The sequence below is a fragment of the Brevibacillus schisleri genome, assembly GCF_055685845.1.
In genome coordinates this window covers 4,857,006-4,881,209 of the sequence record NZ_JBVNDM010000001.1, presented here as the reverse complement: position 1 = coordinate 4,881,209, position 24,204 = coordinate 4,857,006, and the positions used below count along the sequence as shown (strand labels likewise).

Here is a 24,204-nt window from a genome sequence, read left to right as displayed (position 1 = left end):
CCAAATAAATGAGCGTTTAAAAAGGCGCCCTTATTAGGATGTATCGGCGGGAGTCGGGAAAATAATGAGAGTGGAGGTCAAAAATGGTTTACTTACGAACGATCAAGCTGCTGCGGGAGAAATTTCCCAACACGAAAGAATATCCATTTCACTTGCCTTCCTTGCGTAAGCTGGAAGAGATTGAGCTTGCGAGCAGTGTCACTTTTTTTGTAGGAGAGAATGGCTCGGGTAAATCGACCTTATTGGAATCCATTGCCTATCAATGCGGTTTTCACACAGCTGGAGGATCGCGTCACAGCTTTTATGAGGTGCATCGCTCGGAGGCGATTCTGGGTGACTACATACGCCTTTCCTGGCTGCCTAAAATAACGAATGGCTTTTTCCTGCGAGCGGAGAGCTTCTACCAGTTTGCCAGCCATATCGATGAGATGGGCCCGAAAAGCTATCAACATTACGGCGGACGCTCGCTGCATGAGCAGTCGCACGGAGAATCTTTTTTCTCGTTGTTTGCCAATCGCTTCAACGGCAGGGGAATCTACCTGCTGGATGAGCCCGAGGCTGCTCTTTCACCGAAGCGTCAAATCGCTTTTTTGTACATGATGCGTGATTTGGTGGAAGAAGGAGCACAATTTATCATTGCGTCGCACTCGCCGATTCTATTGGGCTATCCCGGAGCGACTATCCTTAATTTTGACGAATCGCCGGTACAAGAGGTGAATTACCGCGATACGGAGCACTATCAATTGACGCGCCGTTTCCTGGAAAAGCCCGATCTATTTTTAAATGAAAAATAATTTTCATTCTTCCTGTCACAAAACTCGCCTTGGCGGTTTCTATTAGATGAACGAAGCAGTAGAGGCATTCGTTAATAGCGCATGCGGGAAGGAGGAATCCAGTGGAGGTGCAAGCAAACCTGGTGATGAACCATGCTCGAGTAGAGGATCATACAGATTCCTTTCAAGAATTGTTTACGACTTATTATCCGTTTGTAGTCCGACAGATCATGCGAATTGTGAAAGATCAACAAACGGCAGAAGACATTGCACAGGATGTATTTCTCTCCTTTTACCATACCGATCGCACGCTGATCGAACATATCCCGGCATGGCTGTCCAAGTCCGCGCTTTACGCAGCGTACAATTATCTTCGTTCAGAAAAACGCAGGTACGCAAGACAAGAGCGAAGTGCATCCGAGCAAGAACACGTCAGCCCTTCTTCAGAAGAGATGTGGCTTGCAAAAGAGTCCCAGAGTATCGTCCGCGATGTGCTAGAGGAGCTAGACGAGCGGGAACGAACCTTGCTGGTCATGAAATATTCCGGATTTCCTTATGCGGAATTGGCGAAAGCGACTGGCACGCAGATCAGCTCGGTGGGAACACTCCTCGCGAGAGCGAAAAGTAAATTTCGTACCATATATGGCAGGATGAGGGGGGAAGAGGAATGAAATGTGCCGATACAGGCTTTATCCAGGCGTTCTTGGATGGGGAATGCAGCTCAAAAGAAAGTAAGCAATTCCTGCTTCATCTGGAGTACTGTGAAACCTGCCGCACACAGCTGAACGAACTGTCCACGCTGGATAGCTGGACTCGTGAGAAGATGGAGCATGCTTTTTCCGAGACAAACGGTGGGAAGGTCAATACGGAAGCAGCGTGGCAGCGATTTTCGCAATCCATCGAGAAAACGACTGACACTTATTCACAAGAGCGACAAATGATAACCAATCGAGCAACAATCAGAAGGAGCTGGAATCAGATGAACAAGCAAACAAAAAGATGGGTAACAGGTGCTTCGGCAGCAGCAGTATTGGCTGTGTCCCTGTCTTTCCCCCAAGTACAAGCAGCAGCAAACGATTTTCTGTCCATTTTCCGCATGGATAAAGTAGAGTTTGTCAAAGTGACGCAAGAGGATCTGCGAGAGGTCGAACAATGGATCGCTAACGGCAATGTGGGCGAGATGGAATTGAAAGGGATCGGAAAAATCTGGATTGATGAAAACGATCAAGAGAAGCTCGAACAAAGAAACCATTATTACAATAGCAAAGAAGCTGCTGTAAAGGCTGGAGTGAAGCTGCCTGAGCTGCCGAAAGATGTCACGGTGGATAGCGTAGACGTCACTTCGCCTTACACCATGTACATGGAAATCGATGCAGATCGTGCAAACAAGCTATTGGCGCAATTACAGGTAGAGGCGCGTTTTGATGAAAAGCTGAGTGGCAAACGCTTCTCCTTGAAGATCCCACAGATGCAGAACGTTTGGATGACCGCAGGAAAAGAAAGCTATGGCTACTCTGTCATGGACGCACCTGAGCTAACTGCTCCTGAGGGAGTTGATCTCGCACAGCTTCGCGAGACACTCTTAGCCCTGCCGTTCATTCCTGATCAAGTGAAAAAGCAGATGATAAGCATTGAAGACTGGCAGCATACTCTCCCGGTGCCATACATGGCAGACGGCGAGAGCAAGATGAAGGAAGTAAAAGTGAACGGTCAAAACGGAATGCTGATCACGGGTAAATACAATGCACATCTGATGTGGCAGCAGGATGGACAGATTCACATGCTGGAAGGCAGCGAAAAGAACCCTGATGGGCTGTTGGATTTTGCCAATCAGCTGAAATAAGGAAACAAATAGTCGGGCATTGGCGGAGTTTTCCTGAAAAGGGAGGGCTCTGCTTTGTCCCGTTTGTCATGGAGAAAGTGAGGTAAGCGATGTCAGATTATGTGATTGAGACCTGGGACTTGACCAAGCAATATAACGGCAAGGCCGGCTGCAAAAATATTACGCTACAAGTACCGCGCGGCTCCGTATTTGGATTCCTCGGGCAAAATGGAGCGGGTAAAAGTACCTTTGTCAGGACGATGCTCGGGTTATTGCACCCAACGAATGGCAAAGCGGTTATGCTGGGGGAGCCGATTGGTAGTGTAGAATCGCGAAAAAAGGTAGGGTACTTGCCAGAGCTGTTTCGCTATCCGGATTGGTTGACAGGTCAACAGCTTTTAGAGCATCATGCCGAGTTGTGTGGATTAACACATCGCGAGAGCAAAACAGTCATAAAAAATGTCGTTGAGCTGGTTGGAATGGCTGGACGCGAGCGTGAACGCATCCGTGGCTATTCCAAAGGCATGCAGCAGCGTATCGGGATTGCCTGCGCCCTCTTATCCGATCCAGAGCTGATCTTTCTCGATGAGCCGACCTCCGCGCTTGACCCAATCGGGCGAAAAGAAGTACGCGAGCTGATCGCAAGGCTTCGTGACCAAGGAAAGACGGTTTTCCTCAACAGCCATCTCCTGAGTGAAATGGAGAGCGTGTGCAACTACGTCGGGATCATTCACCGCAGTGAGCTGGTCGTACACGGCGACTGGCGCAAGCTGAGCAGCGTCCAGCCACAAATTGAATTGACTGTGGACAAGGATAGCGCTGGCTTTCATAACGAGCTTCCTTCTTTCGTCACAGAGAGTCGTCTCGTTAGACAAGAGGAAGACCGTGATACATGGTTAATGACGCTGGATCAGGACAATCGGGTACCCGCTCTGTTGCAACAGTTGATCGCATCAGGAGCCGGGGTCCATGAAGTCGTGCGCAAGCAGCAATCACTGGAAGAGGTATTCCTGTATTGGGTGCAGAGAAAGGAGGAAGAACGACATGTGGCCGATCATCAAAATCACGTATAGAGAAATGATTTCCAAGCGTATTTTCACGATTACGCTGATCATGTCACTGGCCTTCTTGCTGCTGTTTGGACTTGCCACAGGCTATGCCGTCAAGGAAATGAAGGACTCATTCGGGGGCGCAGGTCCAGAAGCTTTGCTGCAAAAAAACTTCTTTTCCACGCAGCTCTTGGGAATGGGTTTGTACTTTGGCTCCGTCATTACGGCACTCCTGGCGATTTTGAGCAGTGTCGGGAGTATTGCATCTGAAATCGAGAGCCACCAAATCGACACGTGGCTGGCCCGCGCCCTTCCTCGCTACAAATATGTATTGGGGAAATTTTTCGGGTTGGCAAGTATGTTGGGGCTTTACGCACTCCTGATGTTTGCCGGACTTTTGGCGATCAACCAATGGGTGGGTGGCGGTGCGTTGGCTGTTCAGGTAAGTGGAGCCCAAATCCTGAAAGCAGCAGCTTTCTTCGTAAGTATGCCGATCATTCTTGTCTGTGTAGCCATGCTCTTGAGCAGTATAACTACAACAGTAACAGGCGGTATTATCCTGATTATTCTGTATGGGATCAGCTTCATCGGTGGCTTTATCGAGCAGCTTGGTGTTGCCTTTAGCAACAGCTCACTCACGAACATCGGGATTATTTCCAGTCTGGTTTTTCCAACTGATTCGTTATTTAGGCAAACGACGCTCTCCCTATTTGACACAGCGGATGATCCGTTGTCCTTTGCTTCGCAAGGAATTTTCGGGACGACTTCTCCTCCGAGTACTGCCATGCTCATCTACACCATTCTCTATGGCATCGTGGCGTTGGGGTTGTCTATCCGGGTGTTTCAAAAGCGAGATGTATAAAATACAAGAAAGAACGGCTTGATTCGTGCCGTTCTTTTTCTTTTCGCCCGTGCACGGCCGATCGCCGTATGCGCATTTCATGATTTTTATGAAGTTAATAGAGGAAATGCAGTTAAAACAGTTTATGCGCATATTCTATTCGGATTTTTACGAACATTGCTATAATGACAGCACAATATGAAAGCGCATTCTTGCAAGGGGGAACTCGCGTATGCTGGCATTACTTGGATTTCTCATGGTAGCCGTTTTCATGTACTTGATTATGTCGAAACGGCTTTCGGCATTGGTTGCTTTGATAGTTGTTCCTGTTGTATTTGCGTTGATTAGCGGATTCGGTACAGAAATTGGCGACATGATGCTTGCGGGCATCAAGAAAATTGCGCCTACGGGAATCATGCTGTTGTTTGCCATTCTGTACTTTGGAGTCATGATGGATGCAGGTCTGTTTGATCCATTAATTAAAAAAATCGTAAAAATGGTGAAGGGTGACCCACTAAAGGTGATTGTAGGTACAGCGATTCTCGCTACCTTGGTCGCACTGGATGGAGATGGAACCACGACTTATATGATTACCGTTACCGCGATGCTGCCTTTGTATCGCAAGCTGGGAATCAGACCGATGATTTTGGCAGCCATGGCGATGCTCTCACTCGGTGTCATGAACATGACGCCTTGGGGTGGACCGACAGCACGTGTCATGAGTGTACTCCATATGGATGTTTCCGAGATTTTTGTCCCTGTGATTCCTATGATGATTGGCGGAATTGCGTGGGTGATGATCGTAGCCTGTATTCTGGGCAAACAAGAGCGTAAGCGTTTGGGGATTATTGAGATACCAGATCAAGATTTGAAATCGCTTGCAGGACAAGAGGTGGCGGCGACGGATGAGACCGCTGCACTGAAACGTCCGCGCTTGATCTGGTTCAATCTGTTGTTGACCACAGCCCTGATGGTCGGCCTGATTACGAGCTTTTTGCCACTGCCGACGCTGTTCATGCTCGCTTTTGCCATTGCTCTGTTTGTAAACTATCCGAAAATGCAAGATCAGAAAGAGCGAATTGCCGCCCACGCAGCTAACGCACTGGCTACCGTGTCCATGGTTTTCGCTGCGGGTATCTTTACAGGCATCCTGACTGAAACGAAAATGATCGATGCGATGGCAAGCACACTCGTTTCCTGGATTCCGGATTCACTTGGTTCCCATATGCCTCTACTCGTAGCGCTGACAAGCATGCCATTCACGTATTTCATGTCGAACGATGCGTATTACTTCGGGATCGTTCCAATCCTGGCAAATGCAGCAGCCACTTACGGAATCGATCCGGCGGAAATTGGTCGCGCTTCCATCCTGGGTCAACCGCTGCATGTACTTAGCCCGTTGTTTGCAGCACAGTACCTGTTGATCGGAATGGTTGGGGTCGATTATGCAGAAACCCAAAAGTTCATCCTGAAATGGGCGTTTGGAACATCGATCGTGATGATTGCGCTTGCTCTTCTTACCGGAGTCATCTCATTTTAGTCATAGATAAGAAGGAAGAAAGGAAAAAGAGGCCTGCTCATGGCCTCTTTTTCGTCATCGAGCGAAATGAGATACAATGAGAAGAAGAGGAGGGAACGATGTGCGTTTTCACAGCAAGCTGATGTTGATTATTTGTTCGCTCCTTTTTGGTGTGACGGTCATACTCGGTACAATGTTTGAGCAGATGCTGGCGGGCGTATTGGAGCATGAGATCGGGACGCGCGCACTGCATACCGCCAAGACCGTTGCGCAGATGTCCGAGATCAAACAGGCGTTTGACACAGAAGATCCCGCCAAGATTATCAATCCAATCGTGGAAAAAATACGCGTGGACACGAATGCGGCTTTTATCCGGCTTTTATCACAGTAGGAAATTTGCAAAGCATTCGCTATTCCCATCCTGATCCAGAGCAGATTGGCAAAAAGATGGTGGGAGGCGACAATGAGGCAGTATTTGAAGGACAATCTATCATCTCTGAGACAGTCGGTTCGCTTGGCCCTGGACTCAGAGGAAAGACACCGATCTATGATGAGGAAGGAAAGGTGATGGGGGTCGTTTCGGTCGGCTTCTTATTTGAGGATATAAATCAAACGATCGAATCGTATCGCAATCGAATCTTCGTCATTGGCATCGTCACCTTGCTCTTGGGTGTGGTGGCTACGCTCATTCTTTCACAAAATGTAAAAAAGGCCATATTTGGTTTGGAGCCTGAACAAATCGGGCGATTGTATCAGGAAAATCAGGCCGTGCTGGAATCGATTCGCGAAGGCATTGTGGCGGTCAATAAGGATGGGGCGATCACACTCGCGAATCAGACCGCTCTCCATATGCTGGGGCAAGCGAAGGATAAAGACAGGATCATGGACAAACAGGACGAGCTGGTTCGGTCGTTGGGCCTTCATGAGGTGATTGAGACTGGGAGGGCCGAATTTGACCGCGAAACGAAAGTGGACGAGCACATATTAGTGGTGAACCGGGTCCCGATTATGGATAAGGAGCGCCATGTTTTGGGCGCGGTAGCGAGCTTTCGCAATCGGTCCGAGCTGTTCGAGGTCACACAGGAGCTGTCACGAGTGAAGGAGTATGCGGAAGTCCTTCGTTCCCAGACGCACGAGTATTCCAACAAACTGCACCTCATATCAGGACTCATCCAGCTCGAATCGTATCAGGAAGCCATTGAAACGATCTCTTCTGAGTTGAATGTACATGTCCACAATACGACGTTTATTATGCAAGAAGTCCCCGACCCACTGATAGGTGGCTTGTTGCTCGGGAAGCTGAATCAAGCCAACGAACGCAAAGTAGAATTGAAAATTGATCCAGAAAGCAACTTCCGTGACATTCCTGCCTCGATTGATCACTCACAGCTGATTGTCATTCTTGGCAATTTGATAGATAATGCGATGGACGCTGTAAAAGCTCCGGGTGCATTTGCACCAGAAATCACGATCTTTTTGCTCAATATGGAAGAGGTCCTGCTCATAGAGGTAGAGGATAGAGGGCCAGGCATCTCCGAAGAAAATGCTGAACGAATCTTTGAGTTGGGCTTCTCTACCAAACAACAGCCAAATCATGGCTACGGACTGCACTTAGTCAAACAAGCTGTTATTCATGTACACGGCAATATTACGCATACAGGTAATCCGGTAGGCGGAACAATTTTTACTGTGACGATACCAAAGGATGCACACACGGCAGAACGGAAGGAGGCCGTACTAGATGATACGGGTACTCATTATTGAGGACGACCTGAGAATCGCAGAGGTAAACCGACGCTTCGTGGAAAAAGTGGAGGGGTACGAGGTGATTGGCATTGCCACGAATGGACAAGAGGCCAAAGACCAAATGGAAATTTTACAGCCCGATCTCGTGTTGCTCGACATTTATTTTCCGGATATGGACGGCCTCGATTTTTTGTCGATCATAAAGGAGCAGTTTCCTACAACGGATGTCATCATGCTGACCGCTGCCAAAGAAGTGGATGCGGTTGTAGAGGCGATCCGCTACGGCGTATTCGATTTTATTACCAAGCCGCTTATCTTTGCACGCCTGCAACAAACGTTACGGAATTACCAGGAGTTCAGGCAAAAGGTCAGTGATTGGAAAAAAGACACCGATCAGATCAGTCAAACCCAAATCGATGAACTTATTGCCCGGACAGGCCAAAAGAAGACACCCGAGACAAAGGCAGTCAAAGGAATTGATCAAATTACGCTGGACAAGATCTCTGGCTTTCTCATGCAGACGCAGGAGGCCACAACGGATTTGGTCAGCAAAGAAACAGGTATCAGCCGTTCAACAGCAAGGCGATACCTCGAATATTTGGTAGCCAAAGGAGACGCCATCGCAGACCTTTCGTACGGCGTCGTCGGACGTCCAGAGCGCGTGTACAAAAGCGTCGGGCGGCAAAAAGAATAAAAAAAACCCTCCGCGCAAACAAGTAAGTTCCAAGGCTTACTTGAGAGCGTGGAGGGTTTTTTGTACTAATGATTTTTGACAAGCATTTAAAAAGTTCCGATGAACCAACAAAAGCTGGCGAGAAGAAAAAGCGCAGGGCTCGCAGACTGAACTACTACCCGTTAGATGGACACTTTGAAAAAAGTGACCGTCTAACGGTTTTTTGTGTTTTAATCATCATTAACGAGAAATGAGTGGGGATATGTTAGATGAGTAAAAACAGAATAAGTTTTACGGAACATGAGATACATATGTTAGAAAAAAATCAAAATGTACTTCGAGTAACAGGGAAAAACATCACGTATTCTCCTATGTTCAAATTTACCGCTGTACAGGCATATCGAGAGGGACAAACGCCGATTGAGATATTTCTTCAGGCAGGTTTCCCCTTAGAAATAATGGGTCGTCATACACCAAAAAAATGCTTACATCGATGGAGAAAAGTATGTACGACTTTTGGTGAAGCTGGATTAATTGAGGAGCGCAGAGGCAAGGGGAGCACCGGTAGAAAGTCAGAGGGAGAATTATCAGCAAAAGAAAAACTGAGACGTGCTGAAGCACGAATTAGGCTTCTGGAAGCAGAGAACGAACTTTTAAAAAAGCTAGAAGCGCTCGAAAGACAAACCAATAAGACGTTATCGTCTCCCGAGCGCTTTCAGCTTATTAGCATAGTTCTTCGTAAACATGGCTTGAAGCGTGTAACCCGTTATCTATGCCAGATTGCTGAAGTGAGCTCAAGTGGCTATTATCGCTGGTGTAGTGCTGAGGAACAGCGACAAATTCGAGAAGAAGCCGACGAACGAGACTTCCTGCTCATCAAGGAGCATTTCGAAACTCGAAAAGGGAGAGCAGGAGTGCTGGTCATTAAAATGAGATTGGAGCGAATGAACGGTGTCGTGATGAATCATAAAAAGATTCGTCGTCTTATGCAAAAGTTTAAGCTAGTCACTCTTATTCGGAAAGCGAATCCGTATCGAAAAATGGCCAAGGCTACTCAGGAACACCGCACATGCCCAAACCTACTTAAACGTCAGTTTGATCAAGGTATACCCGAGAAGGTTCTACTTACTGACATTACTTATTTGCGCTATGGTACTGGTCAATGGGCATATTTGTCTTGCGTAAAAGATGGGGCGACCAAACAGATTTTGGCACACTATCTGTCTTCGACATTGGAGTTATCACTAGTGAAACGGACACTAGACTTATTAATCAAACGATTGGACGGTAACGTCCATCCTGATGCTATTTTTCATTCGGATCAAGGAATGCACTACACTCATCTTACAACGAGGCGCCTTATTGCTGAGGCTGGTTTTAAACAGTCGATGTCTCGCAAAGGTAACTGCTGGGACAACGCTTCAATGGAATCGTTCTTCGGTCATATGAAAGACGAACTCGAATATAAGGACTGTGTTTCACTTCAAGAGTTGCGTCAACGCGTCAACGAATATGTAACCTATTACAATTCAGAGCGTTATCAGTGGACATTAAAAAAGATGACTCCTGATGAAACCAGAAATCATCTCATTGCTGCTTAATTTGCAACAGGCTCTTTTTAAATACTGTCTATTTCTAGGGGAGTAGTTCAGACCTTGACAACGCCTACCCAGTCGGAACTTCAAAAAGGGGACCACGCTTGTCGAACACTTCTTCTGTGAGAATCTTCCGCCCGTAGGGTGGCTTTGGCTCGACGGTCCCCTTTTTGAAGTGGAGACGGACATTCAATCCCCCTTGCGGGCGTGTCAGAGTCGAAGAGAACTGTGCTTTTTCTTCTCCTCCACCATGTTGACTCAAACGCTTACCTAATCACACAGCTCGCTTCCACCCGATAAATACGCTGCCCACGAGAAGAAAAGCGCTCCTCATACTCCGTCATCACATTATCCGCCGCCAGCTTGGACTGGTGCAGGTCAAAGGTGATATTGCGCATCTGGAAACGCTCCGCAGCAAATTGGTTGAGTGAAAACTCAAAAAGGTTCTCATTGTCTGTCTTCATATGAAGCTCACCGTCTGCCTCAAGCACCTGACGATACGTGTTCAAGAAGCTTTTGTAAGTAAGACGGCGTTTCGCATGACGGGTTTTTGGCCACGGATCACTAAAGTTCAGATAGATGCGAGAAATTTCATGATCGGCAAACAACTCGGTCAACTTGGAAGCGTCGTACTGAACAAAAGCCAGATTCGGAATAGCTTTGTACTCCGTACGCTGGACAGCGCGCAGAACGACCTCTGCCTTCAATTCAACCGCAATGAAATTGATGTCAGGGTGACGCTCGGCCAATGTATTAATGAAACGTCCTTTTCCACAGCCGATCTCCACGTGAATCGGATTGTTATTCCCGAAGCGTTCCTTCCAATTCCCTTTATAGGAAAGGGGATTGTCTACGAACGTCGGATATTCTCTCAGGGCCGCTTCGGCACCTGGAATGTTACGCAGTCGCATATGTGCCTCCTTCAAAACGAACTCCTATCTACTTTACGATGACTCCCTGCTAGTTGCAAGTAGAGAGAGAAGAAAGAGAAGCGAGATTCCAGAGGCAGATTACGTGAGAAAGGTGCGAAAAGGGGTTTTTTGTAAAAGGTACTAGGACGAAAGTCGCATACAGCACGGATTTTAACATAGGATGGCTGGATAAATTTTGCCAATTTGAGAGGGACATTCTGGTAGGAAAATAGACTGAAAATTTGAGGAATGCCTGTTAAATCAAGCGCGAAGGCGTCAAGCGGTAATCGTGCCCAGTTGAAAAAATCATTTTTGGCAAGTTTTTTGTAATTTCATAGCGTTTGGGCTTTGGTAAAGTAGAGAACAAGTGAGAGGTCAGCCAAACTTTGCATAAAATGGTCCCCTGTTGAACAGGGATCTTTTTCAAAAGAAAAGGGAGGATGAACAGCATGAAATTACATAAAGCCCTCATAGGAATCGTAATGGGAGTAGCATTGGGAGTCACAGCGATTGTCGCTCCGCTGCCAGGAGAGAAAAATGTAGCTGAGGCGGCATGGACGCAATCCAAGGCGGACAAAGTCATTGCCACGGGAAGAAAGTATATGGGTACTCCTTATAAATTCGGTGCGAGCAGCAATACCACAGCCGTTTTTGATTGCTCTTCCTTTACAAAGCGCGTATTTAAAGTCGCAGTCGGCAAGAGCTTGCCACGCACTTCTCGCGACCAAGCCAAGGTAGGAATGAGTGTGTCCAAGTCGAACCTGAAAAAAGGAGACCTGGTGTTCTTCAAGGCGAGTAAAACGACGACGTCCAAACGGATTACACACGTGGCGATCTATGCAGGTAACAACAAACTCCTTCATACATATGGAAAACCAGGAGTGACGTATTCGACCTTTAAGGGCACGTCCTGGGAGAAGCGCTTCGTTTCGGCACGGCGAGTCTTGTAATCTACCCGTCTGGCTCTCTACTTACTAATACGTTTCGCACGCGGTAAAGTTGCGATAAGTGAATAGGCAAGTTTTGTAAATATGATAGGGAAAAGGGATGATCCATTGCAGATCATCCCTTTTTGCTGTCGAGCGAAACTCAATCGGATCTCTTTGCAGGCCGAGCATACTTTTGCCGCCAATAAAAGAAACAGGAAGCAAGAAAGAGGGGAATGGAGGCAAGCAGCATCACTTCCTTGGCCGTAAGTCCGCATGCGATCAATAGACTCGTTATCGCCTGTGAAATCGGCTGCAAGCCTAAAGAGGAGAGCGAAACCAAACTCATGACTTTCCCCAACGAGGCTTGTGGTACCTTTTCCTGGACAAAAGAGAGAATCGGAACATTAATGAGAGAAAACGTGACGCCGAGCGTAAATAGAATAAGCAAGCTGAGCCAGAACTGTTGGATGAGACTAAAAGCAAAAAAGACAAGTGCTTGCATGATCATGAAAAGAAAGGCGATCTGCAACCTGTTTTGGCCTAGTGTCCTGAGTGTGAGCACGATTGCCCCAGCAAGCATGCCAAAAGCGAGTGCCCCTTCCAAAAAGCTGTACTGCAGCGTAGAACCAGCTAGCACCTGATCTACAAAAATCGGCAAGCCGATATATAAGGGGCCCATCAAAAATACGTTCAAGCAGATGATGGAGGTCAAGAGCAAGGGAAGGAAATCCGATTGTTTGACATAGCAGAAGCTTTCCTCTATAGATTCCTTGAGCCGTTGCTGTGGTTTGGAAAGAACGGCTGGTTCCTGTTTCGGCATGCACCATGCAGATACACTTGCAACCAGCAGAAGCAAGCCAACAAAGCCGTATAAAAGGGGATAACTTCCCCACTCAATCACAAAACCGGCAAGAACAGGACCGATCAGTTGTGAGGTTTGGTTTGTCGTTTGTAGCACAGAATTCGCTCGCAAAAGGGAGGGAGAGGGTACGATTGACGGAATGAACGAATTTTGAGCTGGCCAATAAAAGGCATCAATGGTACCGAAGAAGAGAGCGAACCAAATAAATAGCGCCAGCGAGGAATACCCCCACCAGATGATTCCTCCAAGCAACAGCATCAAAAATGCTTTCAACATGCTTGTGATTGACAGGATTCTCTTTTTGCTCATCCGATCAGCGAGCGTTCCGCCTATCAGCATGAAGACGATCCTGGGAATGGTTGCCGCCATAAATACGAGGCCTAATGAGGCCTCCTGAGATAAAACCTGGATGATATACCAGGTTTGCGAGAAAAGAAAGAGTGAGATACTGAGTCCGGAACAAAGGGCGGACATCCAAAGAAGGGTAAAAGGTTTCGTAAACAAGCGGGATGTATCCACTGAGGGATGGCTAGATTGCTTGGGGACAGCTTCCATGGAAATTCACTCTCCTTATTATTAACCGGTTAAAAAATATTAACCGTATGTCCGAAAGAAAAACCTACTCGAATAGGCTTTTCATACACATGTGGACTTATCGGATTACATGTTCCTTTGTTACTCCTGTCCATCCTTTTTAAATAACGGTTCATCAATTTGAAATCCCGTAATCATCAGGTAGTAATCCTGCTTCGAAGCTGGGTCATCCAGGGAGCTTTGCTGCAATTCGTGGAGTAGGCTCCGGTATTTTTGTAAAAAGGACACAAACGCTTGCTCACTTACTCTGACTTCAGACTGTAGGGAGATGCGCGGCCATTTCTCGACTTCCGTTGATGTCAGTGCAAAGGCTTCTTCAGGAGCACTGAGCGCTCTTGTTTTCGCCCGTTGCAACACTTCGACATAGGATTGTCTGGTAGCCTCCTTCGACTCCGTATACGTGAGCAGATGATCAGCGGGTATGAAGCCTCTTGCCACCGCCTGATAGTATTTGAGAATGTTGCCGCCCTTCTCTTCCTTTTTAACCAACTGGATGATGCCATGCCTCTCCAACTCACGCAGGTGGTACAGAATCTTCGCACGAGACAGTCCAAAAAGCTGGGAAAGCTGTTGCCCCGTGTGCGGCTTTTCCACCAGATGCATCAGCATTTTCGTGCGTAACGGGTCACTGATCACTTTTAGCTGATCGTAGTTTTCGATGATAAAAATCGACTTTTGCTCCAATATGTATCACAATCCTTTTAACCAGTTAAAATTTATTAACTTGATTGTATGAGGGAATAGATGGAAAAGTCAATACAAAAACCCTTCCTGAGTGACGGTGATTCACAAAGGAAGGGTTTTGCCGTTACTTGCAACACTAGATTTTCAAAATACCACCCATGCTTGCATTCGTTACCAGCTTGGAGTAACGAGCCAGATAGCCTGTTTTTACTTTCGGCTCGAATTCTTTCCAGCCTTCTTTGCGGCGAGCCAGCTCGGCTTCATCCACGAGCAGTTGCATCGTGCGCTCCTCGAGGTCAATCGAAATGATATCTCCGTCCTGTACGAAGGCAATTGGACCGCCTTCTGCGGCTTCTGGAGACACGTGACCGATACTGATTCCGCGAGAAGCACCGGAGAAACGTCCATCTGTGACGAGAGCGACTTCTTTACCGAGGCCCATACCCACGATTTGTGAGGTAGGAGCCAGCATTTCTGGCATGCCTGGTCCGCCTTTAGGACCCTCATAGCGGATGACGACAACATGACCGGATTTGATTTTGCCAGCAGCGATTCCTGCCAGAGCTTCCTCTTGGGAGTCGAAGCAGATGGCTGGACCTTCGTGCTTTTTAATAGAAGGATCGACACCGCCTGTTTTGATGATCGAGCCTTGTTCCGCCAGGTTACCGAACAGAACAGCGAGACCGCCAGAAGCGCTGTACGGGTTGTCGAGGCGACGAATGACTTGATCGTTTTTGATTTCAGCGTCTGCGATGTTTTCGCCAAGGGTTTTGCCCGTGACTGTGATGCGGTCTGGATGGATCGCGCCTGCTTTTTTCGCGATTTCTTTTAGAACCGCAGATACGCCGCCTGCCTCGTGGCAATCCTCGATATGATAGTCGGAGGAAGGAGCCAGCTTGCAAATATGTGGAATGCGCTTCGCCACTTCGTTGATGCGCTCGATTGGGTATTCGATACCTGCTTCTTGTGCGATAGCCAGTGTATGGAGAACTGTATTGGTTGACCCGCCCATCGCCATGTCGAGAGCGAATGCATCGTCGATTGCCTCGAGTGTAACGATGTCGCGTGGCTTGATGTCGCGTTCAATCAGATTTTTCAGTTTTTCAGCAGATGCTTGTACCAGCTCGCGACGCTCAGGCGAAACAGCGAGTACGGTACCGTTGCCTGGCAGAGCCAATCCGATGGCTTCGAGCAGACAGTTCATCGAGTTCGCTGTAAACATACCGGAACAGGAACCGCAAGTCGGGCATCCATATTGCTCCAGCTCTTCGAGTTGCTGGTCGTTGATCAAGCCTGCTTGGTGAGCGCCGACACCCTCGAATACGGAGGAAAGCGAGATGGAGCGGCCATCACTCGTTTTTCCAGCTTTCATAGGACCGCCGGTTACAAATACGGTTGGAATGTTGACACGAAGTGCGCCCATGATCATTCCAGGCGTGATCTTGTCACAGTTTGGAATACAGATCATGCCATCAAACCAGTGAGCAGCGACAACGGTTTCCAAGCTGTCTGCGATGATCTCGCGGCTCGGGAGGGAGTAGCGCATCCCGATATGTCCCATAGCGATTCCGTCGTCAACACCAATCGTATTGAATTCGAATGGTACCATGCCAGCAGCGCGAACGGCTTCTTTGACCAGTTTTCCAAACTCCTGCAAGTGCACGTGACCTGGAATAATGTCGATGTACGAGTTGCAAATAGCGATAAACGGTTTATCGAAATCCTCATCCTTTACACCTGCTGCACGAAGCAAGCTGCGGTGTGGTGCGCGGTCGAATCCTTTTTTGATCATATCACTTCGTTGTCTGGCCAATTTGAAAAACTCCCTTCCAATACGGATCATGCCTGTCTTATGTTTTGAACTATCTTATCAATTTTTAATTACAGAAACAACCGTAAAAGTCTGAACATTCGCTCAGCCCCGGGTGGTTCGGACAGCTGCTCTCGGTTGGCATACGTTTAGGAATCATAGCGAAATCAGCTTGTTTGGGATAAAATAGAAGAATCGACTCTATTTCGTTTGGAGTGAACAAAATGTTAGATGAGCTAAAAAACATCTGGTCGGACGGGAATGAAGAGGAGCGCCGCATTCTCGAGCTGGCTGTTGCTGCCATTCATCAAAAGCGGGAACGGAATAGCGCGTTTATCTCTGGGTTTCTCGGATTAAAGGGAGAGTTCATAGACGAAGATAGACAGTCATATCGCTTTGAATTGCCTCTGACCCCTTTTATGCACAATTCAGGGGGAGTTGTTCATGGAGGAATTCTTGCGACCTTGATCGATTCAGCGATGGGCTCCTTGATCAATCGGTCCTTGCCATCCAATCAGTATGCGGTGACGACAGAGCTAAAGCTCAATTATTTGCTTCCGGGAAAAGGGGAGCGGCTACGCGCTGAAGCGAGCTTTTTGCATCGCGGACACACATTGGTCGTCATGGAGGGCAGTGTTTACGATGATCGGGATAGGCGGGTCGCCCACGGTACAGGAACGTTCATTGTTCTCACCAGAAATGGACGGAAATAAAAAAACTCGCTTCCCATCAAAAAGATGGGAGCGAGGGCTGACGGCGTTATTTAATGACAACGAGACCGCTGTATTCCGAGATATAGGTGAGCATTTTGGTGGAAAGCGGCACGATAAACTCCATGTCTTCTTTTTCTGCGATACCGGATCGTGAAACTATCCGCGCCCACTTGGCGGTCAGCTTGTAGTAATCGGAACCAAACGAGGCGTGAACCGTCTCACTCCGATGCCGAAACGTGACTGGGCTTGTGTCCAGCTTCATCGGGACCATGCTGATGATATCCTGCAAAAACAAATGGTAGGTCGTGTGTGGCTTGAAAAAAACGAGCTCCTTTGTGGTGACAGAGAAGCCGTAGCTATTGTTCATTTGGGTGAATTTGAGTTCACCTTCCATATTTTTCAGCCGAATGAAGTCGGTGTTCATGTTTATCCCCCTCCTTCGGGTATCTCTCTATGATAGTAATCTTTCCTATACAAGTGCAAGTGGAAGGTTGTTCAAAAAGTCGTCTTTTGACATCGAATATTATTTGGGAAGTTGTTCCAGAAGGAAAAAGGAGCGAAATGTCATGATCGAAATTGCAAAAGAAGCAGCAAGTGTCGCGGGCGCGTTTTTGAAGGAACGTTTTCTCGAACAGCTCGTGCCCGATGAGGAATTGCATAACGACGTGAAGCTGCCAGAGGATAAAGGCAGTGAACAGCGCATCATCGAAGTACTGCATCGCCACTTCCCGACACATACTATTTTTTCTGAAGAGGTCGGAATGGTTTCCCGTGAGGAAGAGTATCTGTGGATTATCGATCCTTTAGATGGAACGAATAACTATTTTATCGGTTATCCGTATTTCTCGATCTCGATTGCGTTGCAGCACAAGGGCGAGCTGGTGTTGGGCGTCGTCTACAATCCGGTAGCAGGTCAAATGTTTTGGGCGGAAAAAGGAAAAGGAGCCTATTTGAACGGAAAACGATTGAACGTCAATAACCGCCAAGACCTCACACGTGCAGTCGGGACATACATCCGTGGGCGCAACACGGTAACGAAGGAAGAAGAGATGGCTTTTACGGAACCGTTTGTATTCCAGACCAAGCGTCTCATGCGAAATATTGCGCCTGCACTGGACTGGTGCTTGCTGGCAAACGGATGGCTCGATTATATCGTGATGCAACGCTCCAATATTATGGATGTGGCCGCCGGAATTGTGATCGCCCAGGAGGCGGGTGCAATGATTACGGACTGGTCTGGAAAGCCGTATCAGCATGAACCATTCCAACAGGATTACACTCCTTCATTCGTGGCGAGCAACGGACATTTGCATGAAACCATTCGCGGTATGATTCGACAGGAACGGGAACAAAAGAAGTAGGACTTATGTATTAGTTTAAGGCTTTACTGGATTTCTTTTCATTTATTGGCAACTAAATGTTTCGGCTCACGTATAAAATTGTTGCGAATGATTTGTTATTCTGGCATAGGTAAAAGAGGTGAGAAAAATGGCACGATTGGAATATCGGCTGCTGGATGAGGCGAGGGGATACCCTGTTCAGTTTTACTATGACAACGTGGACAAAGATGAGGTCTCCTTGCGTTTCGCTTGCGATTATTTGGTGAAAGGGCATGTCGTTTATGAAAAGACGTCATGTGCAATCGAAAACGGCACGTATGTCATTTACGTCAAGCGCTCAACAGAAGAGCAAGCTGTCGACTATGCGGAGGCTGTGTCTACACGCTGGGGCAGCATCCAGATCGAAATGCGTGAATATCAAGAAAATGCAAGCGTTTATCCGCTCGTACACTCGTTTTATTTCAAGGACGATGACGATGCTCTCTTGCATTTGCAAAGCGACTACTTGTATGTGAATGGACGCGAATGGGAGAAGACATCGGCCGAGGTGGATGAAGATCGGCAGGTTTATGTTTACTACGCGAAGCCAGTGTAGGAGGAAGAAAATGGCACAAACGAAATCGAAGAAAGTAGTCGGTCTGTTCGTCGCAGCTGCACTTGCAGTCAGCGGTTGTTCTTCCGGGGACGACTATGATGATGATTGCTACGATAACGACAATGACGGCTATTGTGACGATAGCAGCAGTGGGGGTTCGAGCTCTACTTACAGGTCTTACAAGAGCAAATCCGGAGTATCGAGTGGGATAAGCACGAGCAGCTCCAAGGGCGGTATCGGCAGCTCGGGCTATTCCAGCTCCGGGTGAGGTGAGGGAAGTGGAAGACCATAACCGACGAGAACGTGAGGCGCTGTACGGCCCGATGCGGGAAGAGGGCGTATTTTCCTGGGATTGGATGTATGGCGAGGAGTATGCGCTCTATGATATCCACCTGATCTCTCCCGCTTTTCGAGAAGAAATCGCGATGGCAACCGAGCGGCTTGGGCAAATCTTTACCAAGGTCGTTCCCGTATTGCAGCGTGCAGAGGACTCCCTGTTGTTAGAACTAGGAGTGCCAAAGCAGGCATTACAGGCAGTCAGGATCGTCGTTTCCCAAACGGTGCCGACTGTGATTGGACGCTTTGATTTTGCCCAGACGACAGAAGGACTGAAGATGCTCGAGTGCAACAGCGATACCCCTACCGGAATCGTCGAGGCTTTTTATGTGAACGGCCGTGCTTGTCGCCATTTCCTGCGCGAGGACCCGAATGAAGGGATGGAGCGGCAGTTGCGTTCAGCATTCAGTAAGGTGTTCGACGCCTATCGGGCGCAAGGCTATCATACGGAGTCTATCTGGTTTAGCTCGCTCGACTGGCATGAGGAAGACAAGGGAACGACGTTGTACTTACTGGACCAATCAGGTCTGCCTGCCCGGTTTGCTGCTTTGGAGCATTTGCGTGTTTGGCAAGATCGTCTCTATGTAAAGGAGAATGAGGAGCTATTGCCAGTCGATGTGCTGTACCGCCTGCATGCTTTGGAAAAACTGGCGGTAGAACAGGATGAAGATGGTTATCCGACTGGTGAGCATGTGCTCTCGCTGATTGCCCGCAAAAAGCTGGCCATTATTAATCCTCCTTCTGCGTTTCTCATTCAGACGAAGGCTTTGCAGGCGCTCATCTGGAACTTGCATGAGGCGAATGAGTTTTTCACCGAAGAAGAGCACGCGATCATCGAAGCTTACATGCTGCCGACTTATTTTGAAAATCGGTTTGCAGGCAGGGAGGACTACGTCACGAAGCCGATTTTTGGGCGGGAAGGTGGCGGTGTCATGCTGTTTGCATCAGATGGTACGCTGCAAGAGAAGGATCAGGAAGAGTTTTACTGGGAGCAGCCGATGATTTATCAGAAACGGGTGGAGCTTCCAGAGATAACGGTTCAGACGATGAAGGGAGCATATGCTGGACGGCTGCTCTGGGGGTCCTTTTGGATCGGTACAGAGGCATCGGCCATTGTAGCTCGTGTCGGGGGACCGATAACAAACAACCTATCCTATTATTTGCCGGTCGGCATAGACAAGTAGTGAAAGGAGAGGACAACGTACATGTTGGGACAATTGGATTACGTAGTAAACTTTTTAGCGTATTTGGCAGTGACCATTCCCATATTGGCTGTAGGGATTTTTGTGTTTACGATTACGACTCCTTACAAGGAGTTTGATCTGATCAAGCAGGGAGCACAGACTGATGATCCGAAGAAAATGGCAGCGGCAAAAGCAGCCTCGCACGATTTGGGAGGGAAAATCATCGGTTTGGCAATCGTCCTCGCTTCGGCTGTATACCACTCGGTTAACTTGTGGGATTTGGTCATCTGGGGTATTGTAGGAATGGTATTTCAAGTCATCGTTTTTTATTTGTTCGAATGGATCACACCATTCAAAGTCGTGTCTGAAATTCCGAACGGAAACGTATCCGTCGGTATTTTCGCTTCGCGGTTGAGTATTGCCGCGGGCTTGTTGATGGCTGCGCTGATCAGTTACTAAGCATGGAAAGAGGCGTTCACCTTCGAAGTATGGTGCTCATGTAGGTTCTCTACATTTGGCTCCTCCCGCTTCAGGTTCCCGCCTCTTTTTCGATGCGGAACCGATCCTATTTTGAATAGGCACTTATGAGCACAGGGAGGAGTCTTTTTGTTCTGGCGCGTCATGTATGAGATTTTTATCATTATGCTAGTGATTACGTATGCGATCCTGTTGTTCGCAGACTTCTCTAACCATCCTCTCTTGACGGATGAACTGATGGACAAGGTAGATACTTGGCTGATCATCATGCTGATTGTTGAGTATTTGGTCCGGCTATGGAGGGCGGAAGACAAGCGGAAATTCGTCTTGGCCAACTGGTTCGATCTGATTGCAATGATTCCATTGGACTCTTATTTGTATTTAGCCAGAATCATGCGCGTGCTTCGGCTGGTGCGCATCGTGCGCGCTTCGCCGTTTTTGTTGGGAATCATTCGTTCAGGTCCGATGCGTCAAGTATTTGGTGTCGTCACGATTATCATGCTGTGGAGCTCGACTGCAATTTATTTGCTGGAATACGGTGTAAACGAGAATATCAAAAGCTTCCCTGATGCGTTGTGGTGGTCGATTGTGACAACTACGACAGTCGGCTACGGTGATATTTCGCCTGTGACCTCAGGTGGAAGAATCATGGCGGCGATCTTGATGATAACAGGGATCGGAATGCTGGGAGCCTTGACGGCAAACTTTGCTACGCATTGGACAGAGACACATGAAAGCAAAAGCCCAGATGAGAAAGATCGCTTGACCGAAGAGATCAAAAAACAGACGATCACAAATATCCGACAGATCGAAAACTTGACCGAGCGCGAGTATGAGACGCTCAAAGAAAGTATGGATTTGCTGTATCGTCGAACGAGGAAAAAGAGTGAGGAATAAGGGGAGTCAACTAGCTGTCAGGCATCAGGCCTGGCAGCTTTTTTTACTCACTTTGAATCACTTTCATAATGTTCACAAAAGCTGCGTAGGAAGAAGTTCATTTCCAGTCCAAGCGCCTCTGGAGCCCGACTAAGCTTTGAAATGAATGGCGGGGAATTTCAGCTTCACCTATGGAATCCTTCTTCGAAACGTCTACGTTTGAAGCGCTCCCGCCATTCATTTCAAAGCGGACAGTCAATCCCCCTAGCGGGGCGTAGGCCGAAGCGTAGACTGGAAATGAACTTCTTCCCCCCACAACAGCAACTCCCCAAACCACTATGTTCAAGTGAAATATGATTTTGTTATTGACGAGGCAATCCATCCCAATTATAATTCCGAGTAAACATATATGAATTACAAAAATAAGGTTGGATAAAGGGGTTATCCGATGGCGAAAATAGCGGTTTTGGTAATTGCTCACGGTTCACCCGATCCTGACTGGTTAGCGTTGGTGGAATCAGCCGTATGGCAGTGCCGCACTGATTTGCCAATTCGGGTAGCTTACTTGGGAGGAGTGGAAGGACGAAGCATCAGCGACGAAGTGAATCGTCTGGAAGCATCAGGAGCGACAACAATTGTCGTCGTTCCCCTATTCGCCACGGCAGGAAGCAATCACGTAGGGGAAATCCGGGCGATGCTTGGACTAGACCCGTGGCCTACAGGAGAGACAGACCTGATTCGCGTTCCGGTTCAGGCAAGAACTCTCTGGTGCCCGCCATTGGAGGATCACGGAAACGTCGAGCAGATCGTGGCAGAGCGAATCGCAAGTCTATCGCGCGTGCCTAGTCGGGAGGCTTTGTTGCTCGTCGGGCACGGCAGTGACTTGCCTGGATGTCATGAGCGTTGGGAAAAGCTGCTCTTGCGTCTGACATTCCGCTTGCAAAACCGCTATGCATTTGCGGCTGCCGGATATGCGACACTGAGGCCCGATACACTGTACGAACAAGCCTGTTCACTGGCACAAAAAGGGGATGTCCTCGTGCTTCCTCTGTTCGTCAGTCAGGGCTACTTCACGCGACAAGCAATCCCGAAACGGCTCGCGGGCTTGGCTTATCGCTATGAGGGTAGTGCGTACTTGCCCCATCCACTGATTGCGGACTGGATGAGCCAATCGATTCGAATGGCATTGGTAACGGACATCTTTACACAAAGGAGCATGTACGAGCATGGCAGAGAGAAAGCAGTGGAAGTGAGCTGCTGATCATCCCTCAACAAAATGGAGTTTACGAAGCTGGAAAAAGACGGACTGGATGTCATCGAAACGATCGTAAACACCTATTCAAAAGAAGGGTTTGCATCGATTGAATCTTCTGACATGGATCGGTTTAAATGGGCGGGCGTCTATCAGCAGCGGCCAAAGGACGGACACTTCATGATGCGTGTGCGCATACCTGGAGGCATTTTGAACAGTGAACAAGCGCGGGTGCTTGCCAACATCGCAGAAGATTATGGCCGTGATCGGTGGATGTGACCACGCGTCAGGCTGTGCAATTTCACTGGCTCACGGTAGAATCACTCGCTGACATTTTTGATCGGCTCGCATCAGTCGGACTCTCCTCTTTTGAAGCATGTGGAGACTGCCCGCGGCAAATCATGGGGAACCCACTGGCAGGAATTGATCCGTATGAAGTGCTGGATACCCGTCCTATCGTAGCCGAGTTAGAACAATTTTTCTTGCTCAATCGCGACTTCTCCAATCTGCCACGCAAGTACAAAATATCGGTTTCTGCCAACATCCATAACGCCGCGCATGCGCAAATCAACGACCTAGCTTTCACTCCGGCCCAAAAAGTCATAGCTGGCGAAGAAGTGCTCGGCTTTCATGTATGGGTAGGTGGCGGCTTGTCAGCGAAGCCATACTTGGCGAAGCAACTGGATGTGTTCGTGCGACCAGAGGAGGTCGTCAAAGTAGCGGCAGGAGTTACGACGCTGTTCCGCGATTTCGGCTACCGTCAAAAACGTACGCATGCACGTCTTAAGTTCTTGGTCGCCGACTGGGGACCGGAAAAGTTCAAGGAGCAATTACTGGCGCTGGTGGGCGAGATTGAGCCGCGTGGTATCGATTTAACCGCGGGATGGAATGGCGGATATTTTTATGGCATTCACGAGCAGCGCCAAGCAGGACGATACTACGCAGGCTTGTCTGTTCCTGTGGGGCGGATGAATGCAGGGGAGCTAAATGAGCTTGCCCGTCTGGCTGACGAATATGGCGATGGGACGATTGGCACCTGTAACACACAAAATGTCCTGATACGCAACATTCCCGAAGCGAAGGTAGCAGCTTTCCGCCATGAGCCGATGATTGTGAACCGTTTCAAATTGCAGCCCACTACGTTTGTCGGGTATGCCGTATCGTGCACAGGTACGGAATTTTGCAATCTGGCAATCGTGGAGACCAAGGAGCGGATGCGTTCGCTGGCTCAATATTTGGATGATACGGTTGTTCTCGAAACACCGCTGCGCATTCATATGATTGGTTGCCCGAATTCCTGCGGTCAGCGCCAAATTGCGGATATCGGCCTGCAAGGTGCATTGGTCAAGACACCGAACGGGATGATTGAGGTATTTGACATCTACGTAGGTGGGACACTGGTGGAACCACAATTCAACCGCAAGCTCAACGCGCGGATTACTGTGGACAGACTCGGTCCCTTCCTTGCCCAATTGATCACACTGTACAAGGCGGATCGTCAGGAAGGAGAACCATACTGGCGCTACGTGGAGCGGGTAGGACTTTCCCATATCCAAGCACAGGTAGACTCCATCCTGCAACCAACGTAATACTCGTGCGGGTAGGGCTAGATTAAGGGAGGAA

The 24,204-nt window shown here is 48.3% G+C and carries 23 protein-coding genes and 2 pseudogenes; 20 read left to right on the top strand and 5 right to left on the bottom strand.

Translation table 11 applies throughout. The features are described 5' to 3' along the window. Positions 1 to 83 precede the first annotated feature (83 nt). The 10 genes from ACUUHJ_RS23205 to ACUUHJ_RS23160 all read left to right on the top strand — a co-directional run bounded on the left by ACUUHJ_RS23205 (position 84) and on the right by ACUUHJ_RS23160 (position 10,024). A complete protein-coding gene (locus ACUUHJ_RS23205; protein ID WP_472300039.1) occupies positions 84 to 794 on the top strand; it encodes an AAA family ATPase in 711 nt (236 codons plus the stop codon). A 101-nt stretch (positions 795 to 895) separates the two neighbouring features. Further along, complete coding sequence (locus tag ACUUHJ_RS23200) at positions 896 to 1,444, top strand: RNA polymerase sigma factor SigX (protein ID WP_289673980.1); 549 nt, start codon at positions 896 to 898, stop codon at positions 1,442 to 1,444. Then, on the top strand, positions 1,441 to 2,616 hold the full coding sequence (locus ACUUHJ_RS23195; protein ID WP_472300038.1) for an anti-sigma factor family protein: 1,176 nt from the start codon (positions 1,441 to 1,443) through the stop codon (positions 2,614 to 2,616). The genes ACUUHJ_RS23200 and ACUUHJ_RS23195 overlap by 4 nt, the downstream gene beginning before the upstream one ends. Before the next feature lie 89 nt (positions 2,617 to 2,705). Then, positions 2,706 to 3,668 carry an ABC transporter ATP-binding protein gene (locus tag ACUUHJ_RS23190; protein WP_472300037.1) on the top strand — a complete coding sequence of 321 codons (963 nt, stop codon included), beginning with the start codon at positions 2,706 to 2,708 and terminating at the stop codon, positions 3,666 to 3,668. After that, entirely contained in the window at positions 3,640 to 4,506 is an 867-nt protein-coding gene (locus ACUUHJ_RS23185; protein WP_015892531.1) for an ABC transporter permease subunit, read from the top strand. Before ACUUHJ_RS23190 ends, ACUUHJ_RS23185 begins: the two co-directional genes overlap by 29 nt. Positions 4,507 to 4,717: 211 nt before the next feature. After that, the gene (locus ACUUHJ_RS23180) at positions 4,718 to 6,025 is read left to right on the top strand and encodes a CitMHS family transporter (protein ID WP_472300036.1); all 1,308 of its coding nucleotides are present in this window, start codon (positions 4,718 to 4,720) and stop codon (positions 6,023 to 6,025) included. A gap of 100 nt (positions 6,026 to 6,125) precedes the next feature. Further along, positions 6,126 to 6,395: a hypothetical protein gene (locus tag ACUUHJ_RS23175; protein ID WP_472300035.1), complete on the top strand. Its 270-nt coding sequence runs from the start codon at positions 6,126 to 6,128 to the stop codon at positions 6,393 to 6,395. A gap of 5 nt (positions 6,396 to 6,400) precedes the next feature. Then, complete coding sequence (locus ACUUHJ_RS23170) at positions 6,401 to 7,768, top strand: ATP-binding protein (protein WP_472300034.1); 1,368 nt, start codon at positions 6,401 to 6,403, stop codon at positions 7,766 to 7,768. Further along, complete coding sequence (locus ACUUHJ_RS23165; protein WP_016743028.1) at positions 7,746 to 8,444, top strand: DUF977 family protein; 699 nt, start codon at positions 7,746 to 7,748, stop codon at positions 8,442 to 8,444. Before ACUUHJ_RS23170 ends, ACUUHJ_RS23165 begins: the two co-directional genes overlap by 23 nt. Positions 8,445 to 8,734: 290 nt before the next feature. Beyond that, entirely contained in the window at positions 8,735 to 10,024 is a 1,290-nt protein-coding gene (locus ACUUHJ_RS23160; RefSeq protein ID WP_289673973.1) for an IS3 family transposase, read from the top strand. Positions 10,025 to 10,284: 260 nt separating this feature from the next. On the opposite strand, the gene trmB is transcribed toward ACUUHJ_RS23160, so the two are convergent. Continuing rightward, entirely contained in the window at positions 10,285 to 10,929 is a 645-nt protein-coding gene (gene trmB, locus ACUUHJ_RS23155) for a tRNA (guanosine(46)-N7)-methyltransferase TrmB (RefSeq protein WP_472300033.1), read from the bottom strand. A gap of 449 nt (positions 10,930 to 11,378) precedes the next feature. On the opposite strand from trmB, the gene ACUUHJ_RS23150 reads away from it, so the two are divergent. After that, complete coding sequence (locus ACUUHJ_RS23150) at positions 11,379 to 11,879, top strand: C40 family peptidase (RefSeq protein ID WP_472300032.1); 501 nt, start codon at positions 11,379 to 11,381, stop codon at positions 11,877 to 11,879. Between the two features lie 139 nt (positions 11,880 to 12,018). Here ACUUHJ_RS23150 and ACUUHJ_RS23145 read toward each other — a convergent pair whose 3' ends face one another. The 3 genes from ACUUHJ_RS23145 to ilvD all read right to left on the bottom strand — a co-directional run bounded on the left by ACUUHJ_RS23145 (position 12,019) and on the right by ilvD (position 15,811). Continuing rightward, positions 12,019 to 13,275, bottom strand: a complete 1,257-nt coding sequence (locus ACUUHJ_RS23145) for an MFS transporter (protein ID WP_289673970.1) — start codon at positions 13,273 to 13,275, stop codon at positions 12,019 to 12,021. 120 nt (positions 13,276 to 13,395) lie between these two features. Further along, positions 13,396 to 13,998 carry an ArsR/SmtB family transcription factor gene (locus tag ACUUHJ_RS23140; RefSeq protein WP_472300031.1) on the bottom strand — a complete coding sequence of 201 codons (603 nt, stop codon included), beginning with the start codon at positions 13,996 to 13,998 and terminating at the stop codon, positions 13,396 to 13,398. 136 nt (positions 13,999 to 14,134) lie between these two features. After that, positions 14,135 to 15,811, bottom strand: a complete 1,677-nt coding sequence (gene ilvD / locus ACUUHJ_RS23135) for a dihydroxy-acid dehydratase (RefSeq protein WP_015892520.1) — start codon at positions 15,809 to 15,811, stop codon at positions 14,135 to 14,137. 221 nt (positions 15,812 to 16,032) lie between these two features. Between ilvD and ACUUHJ_RS23130 the strand changes: the two genes are divergently transcribed. Beyond that, positions 16,033 to 16,521, top strand: coding sequence for a PaaI family thioesterase (locus ACUUHJ_RS23130; protein WP_289673968.1), 489 nt, complete (start codon positions 16,033 to 16,035; stop codon positions 16,519 to 16,521). A 46-nt stretch (positions 16,522 to 16,567) separates the two neighbouring features. On the opposite strand, the gene ACUUHJ_RS23125 is transcribed toward ACUUHJ_RS23130, so the two are convergent. After that, positions 16,568 to 16,945 (bottom strand): hypothetical protein, encoded by a 378-nt coding sequence (locus ACUUHJ_RS23125; RefSeq protein WP_016743021.1) that lies wholly within the window; start codon positions 16,943 to 16,945, stop codon positions 16,568 to 16,570. 142 nt (positions 16,946 to 17,087) lie between these two features. Here ACUUHJ_RS23125 and ACUUHJ_RS23120 point away from each other — a divergent pair, with 142 nt between their 5' ends. The 8 genes and pseudogenes from ACUUHJ_RS23120 to ACUUHJ_RS23085 all read left to right on the top strand — a co-directional run bounded on the left by ACUUHJ_RS23120 (position 17,088) and on the right by ACUUHJ_RS23085 (position 24,170). Then, entirely contained in the window at positions 17,088 to 17,882 is a 795-nt protein-coding gene (locus ACUUHJ_RS23120) for an inositol monophosphatase family protein (protein WP_289673966.1), read from the top strand. A 127-nt stretch (positions 17,883 to 18,009) separates the two neighbouring features. Continuing rightward, entirely contained in the window at positions 18,010 to 18,456 is a 447-nt protein-coding gene (locus tag ACUUHJ_RS23115) for a hypothetical protein (RefSeq protein ID WP_289673965.1), read from the top strand. A 10-nt stretch (positions 18,457 to 18,466) separates the two neighbouring features. Further along, positions 18,467 to 18,724, top strand: coding sequence for a hypothetical protein (locus tag ACUUHJ_RS23110; protein WP_064201129.1), 258 nt, complete (start codon positions 18,467 to 18,469; stop codon positions 18,722 to 18,724). 10 nt (positions 18,725 to 18,734) lie between these two features. Further along, positions 18,735 to 19,976 carry a glutathionylspermidine synthase family protein gene (locus ACUUHJ_RS23105; RefSeq protein WP_472300030.1) on the top strand — a complete coding sequence of 414 codons (1,242 nt, stop codon included), beginning with the start codon at positions 18,735 to 18,737 and terminating at the stop codon, positions 19,974 to 19,976. Positions 19,977 to 19,997: 21 nt separating this feature from the next. Continuing rightward, the gene (locus tag ACUUHJ_RS23100; protein WP_015892514.1) at positions 19,998 to 20,435 is read left to right on the top strand and encodes a DUF350 domain-containing protein; all 438 of its coding nucleotides are present in this window, start codon (positions 19,998 to 20,000) and stop codon (positions 20,433 to 20,435) included. A gap of 147 nt (positions 20,436 to 20,582) precedes the next feature. Beyond that, complete coding sequence (locus tag ACUUHJ_RS23095) at positions 20,583 to 21,350, top strand: potassium channel family protein (protein ID WP_199927965.1); 768 nt, start codon at positions 20,583 to 20,585, stop codon at positions 21,348 to 21,350. 427 nt (positions 21,351 to 21,777) lie between these two features. Next, positions 21,778 to 22,128: pseudogene (locus ACUUHJ_RS23090) on the top strand (sirohydrochlorin chelatase); the annotation flags it as partial. Between the two features lie 427 nt (positions 22,129 to 22,555). Beyond that, positions 22,556 to 24,170, top strand: a pseudogene (locus ACUUHJ_RS23085) (nitrite/sulfite reductase). The last annotated feature ends 34 nt before the right edge of the window (positions 24,171 to 24,204 follow it).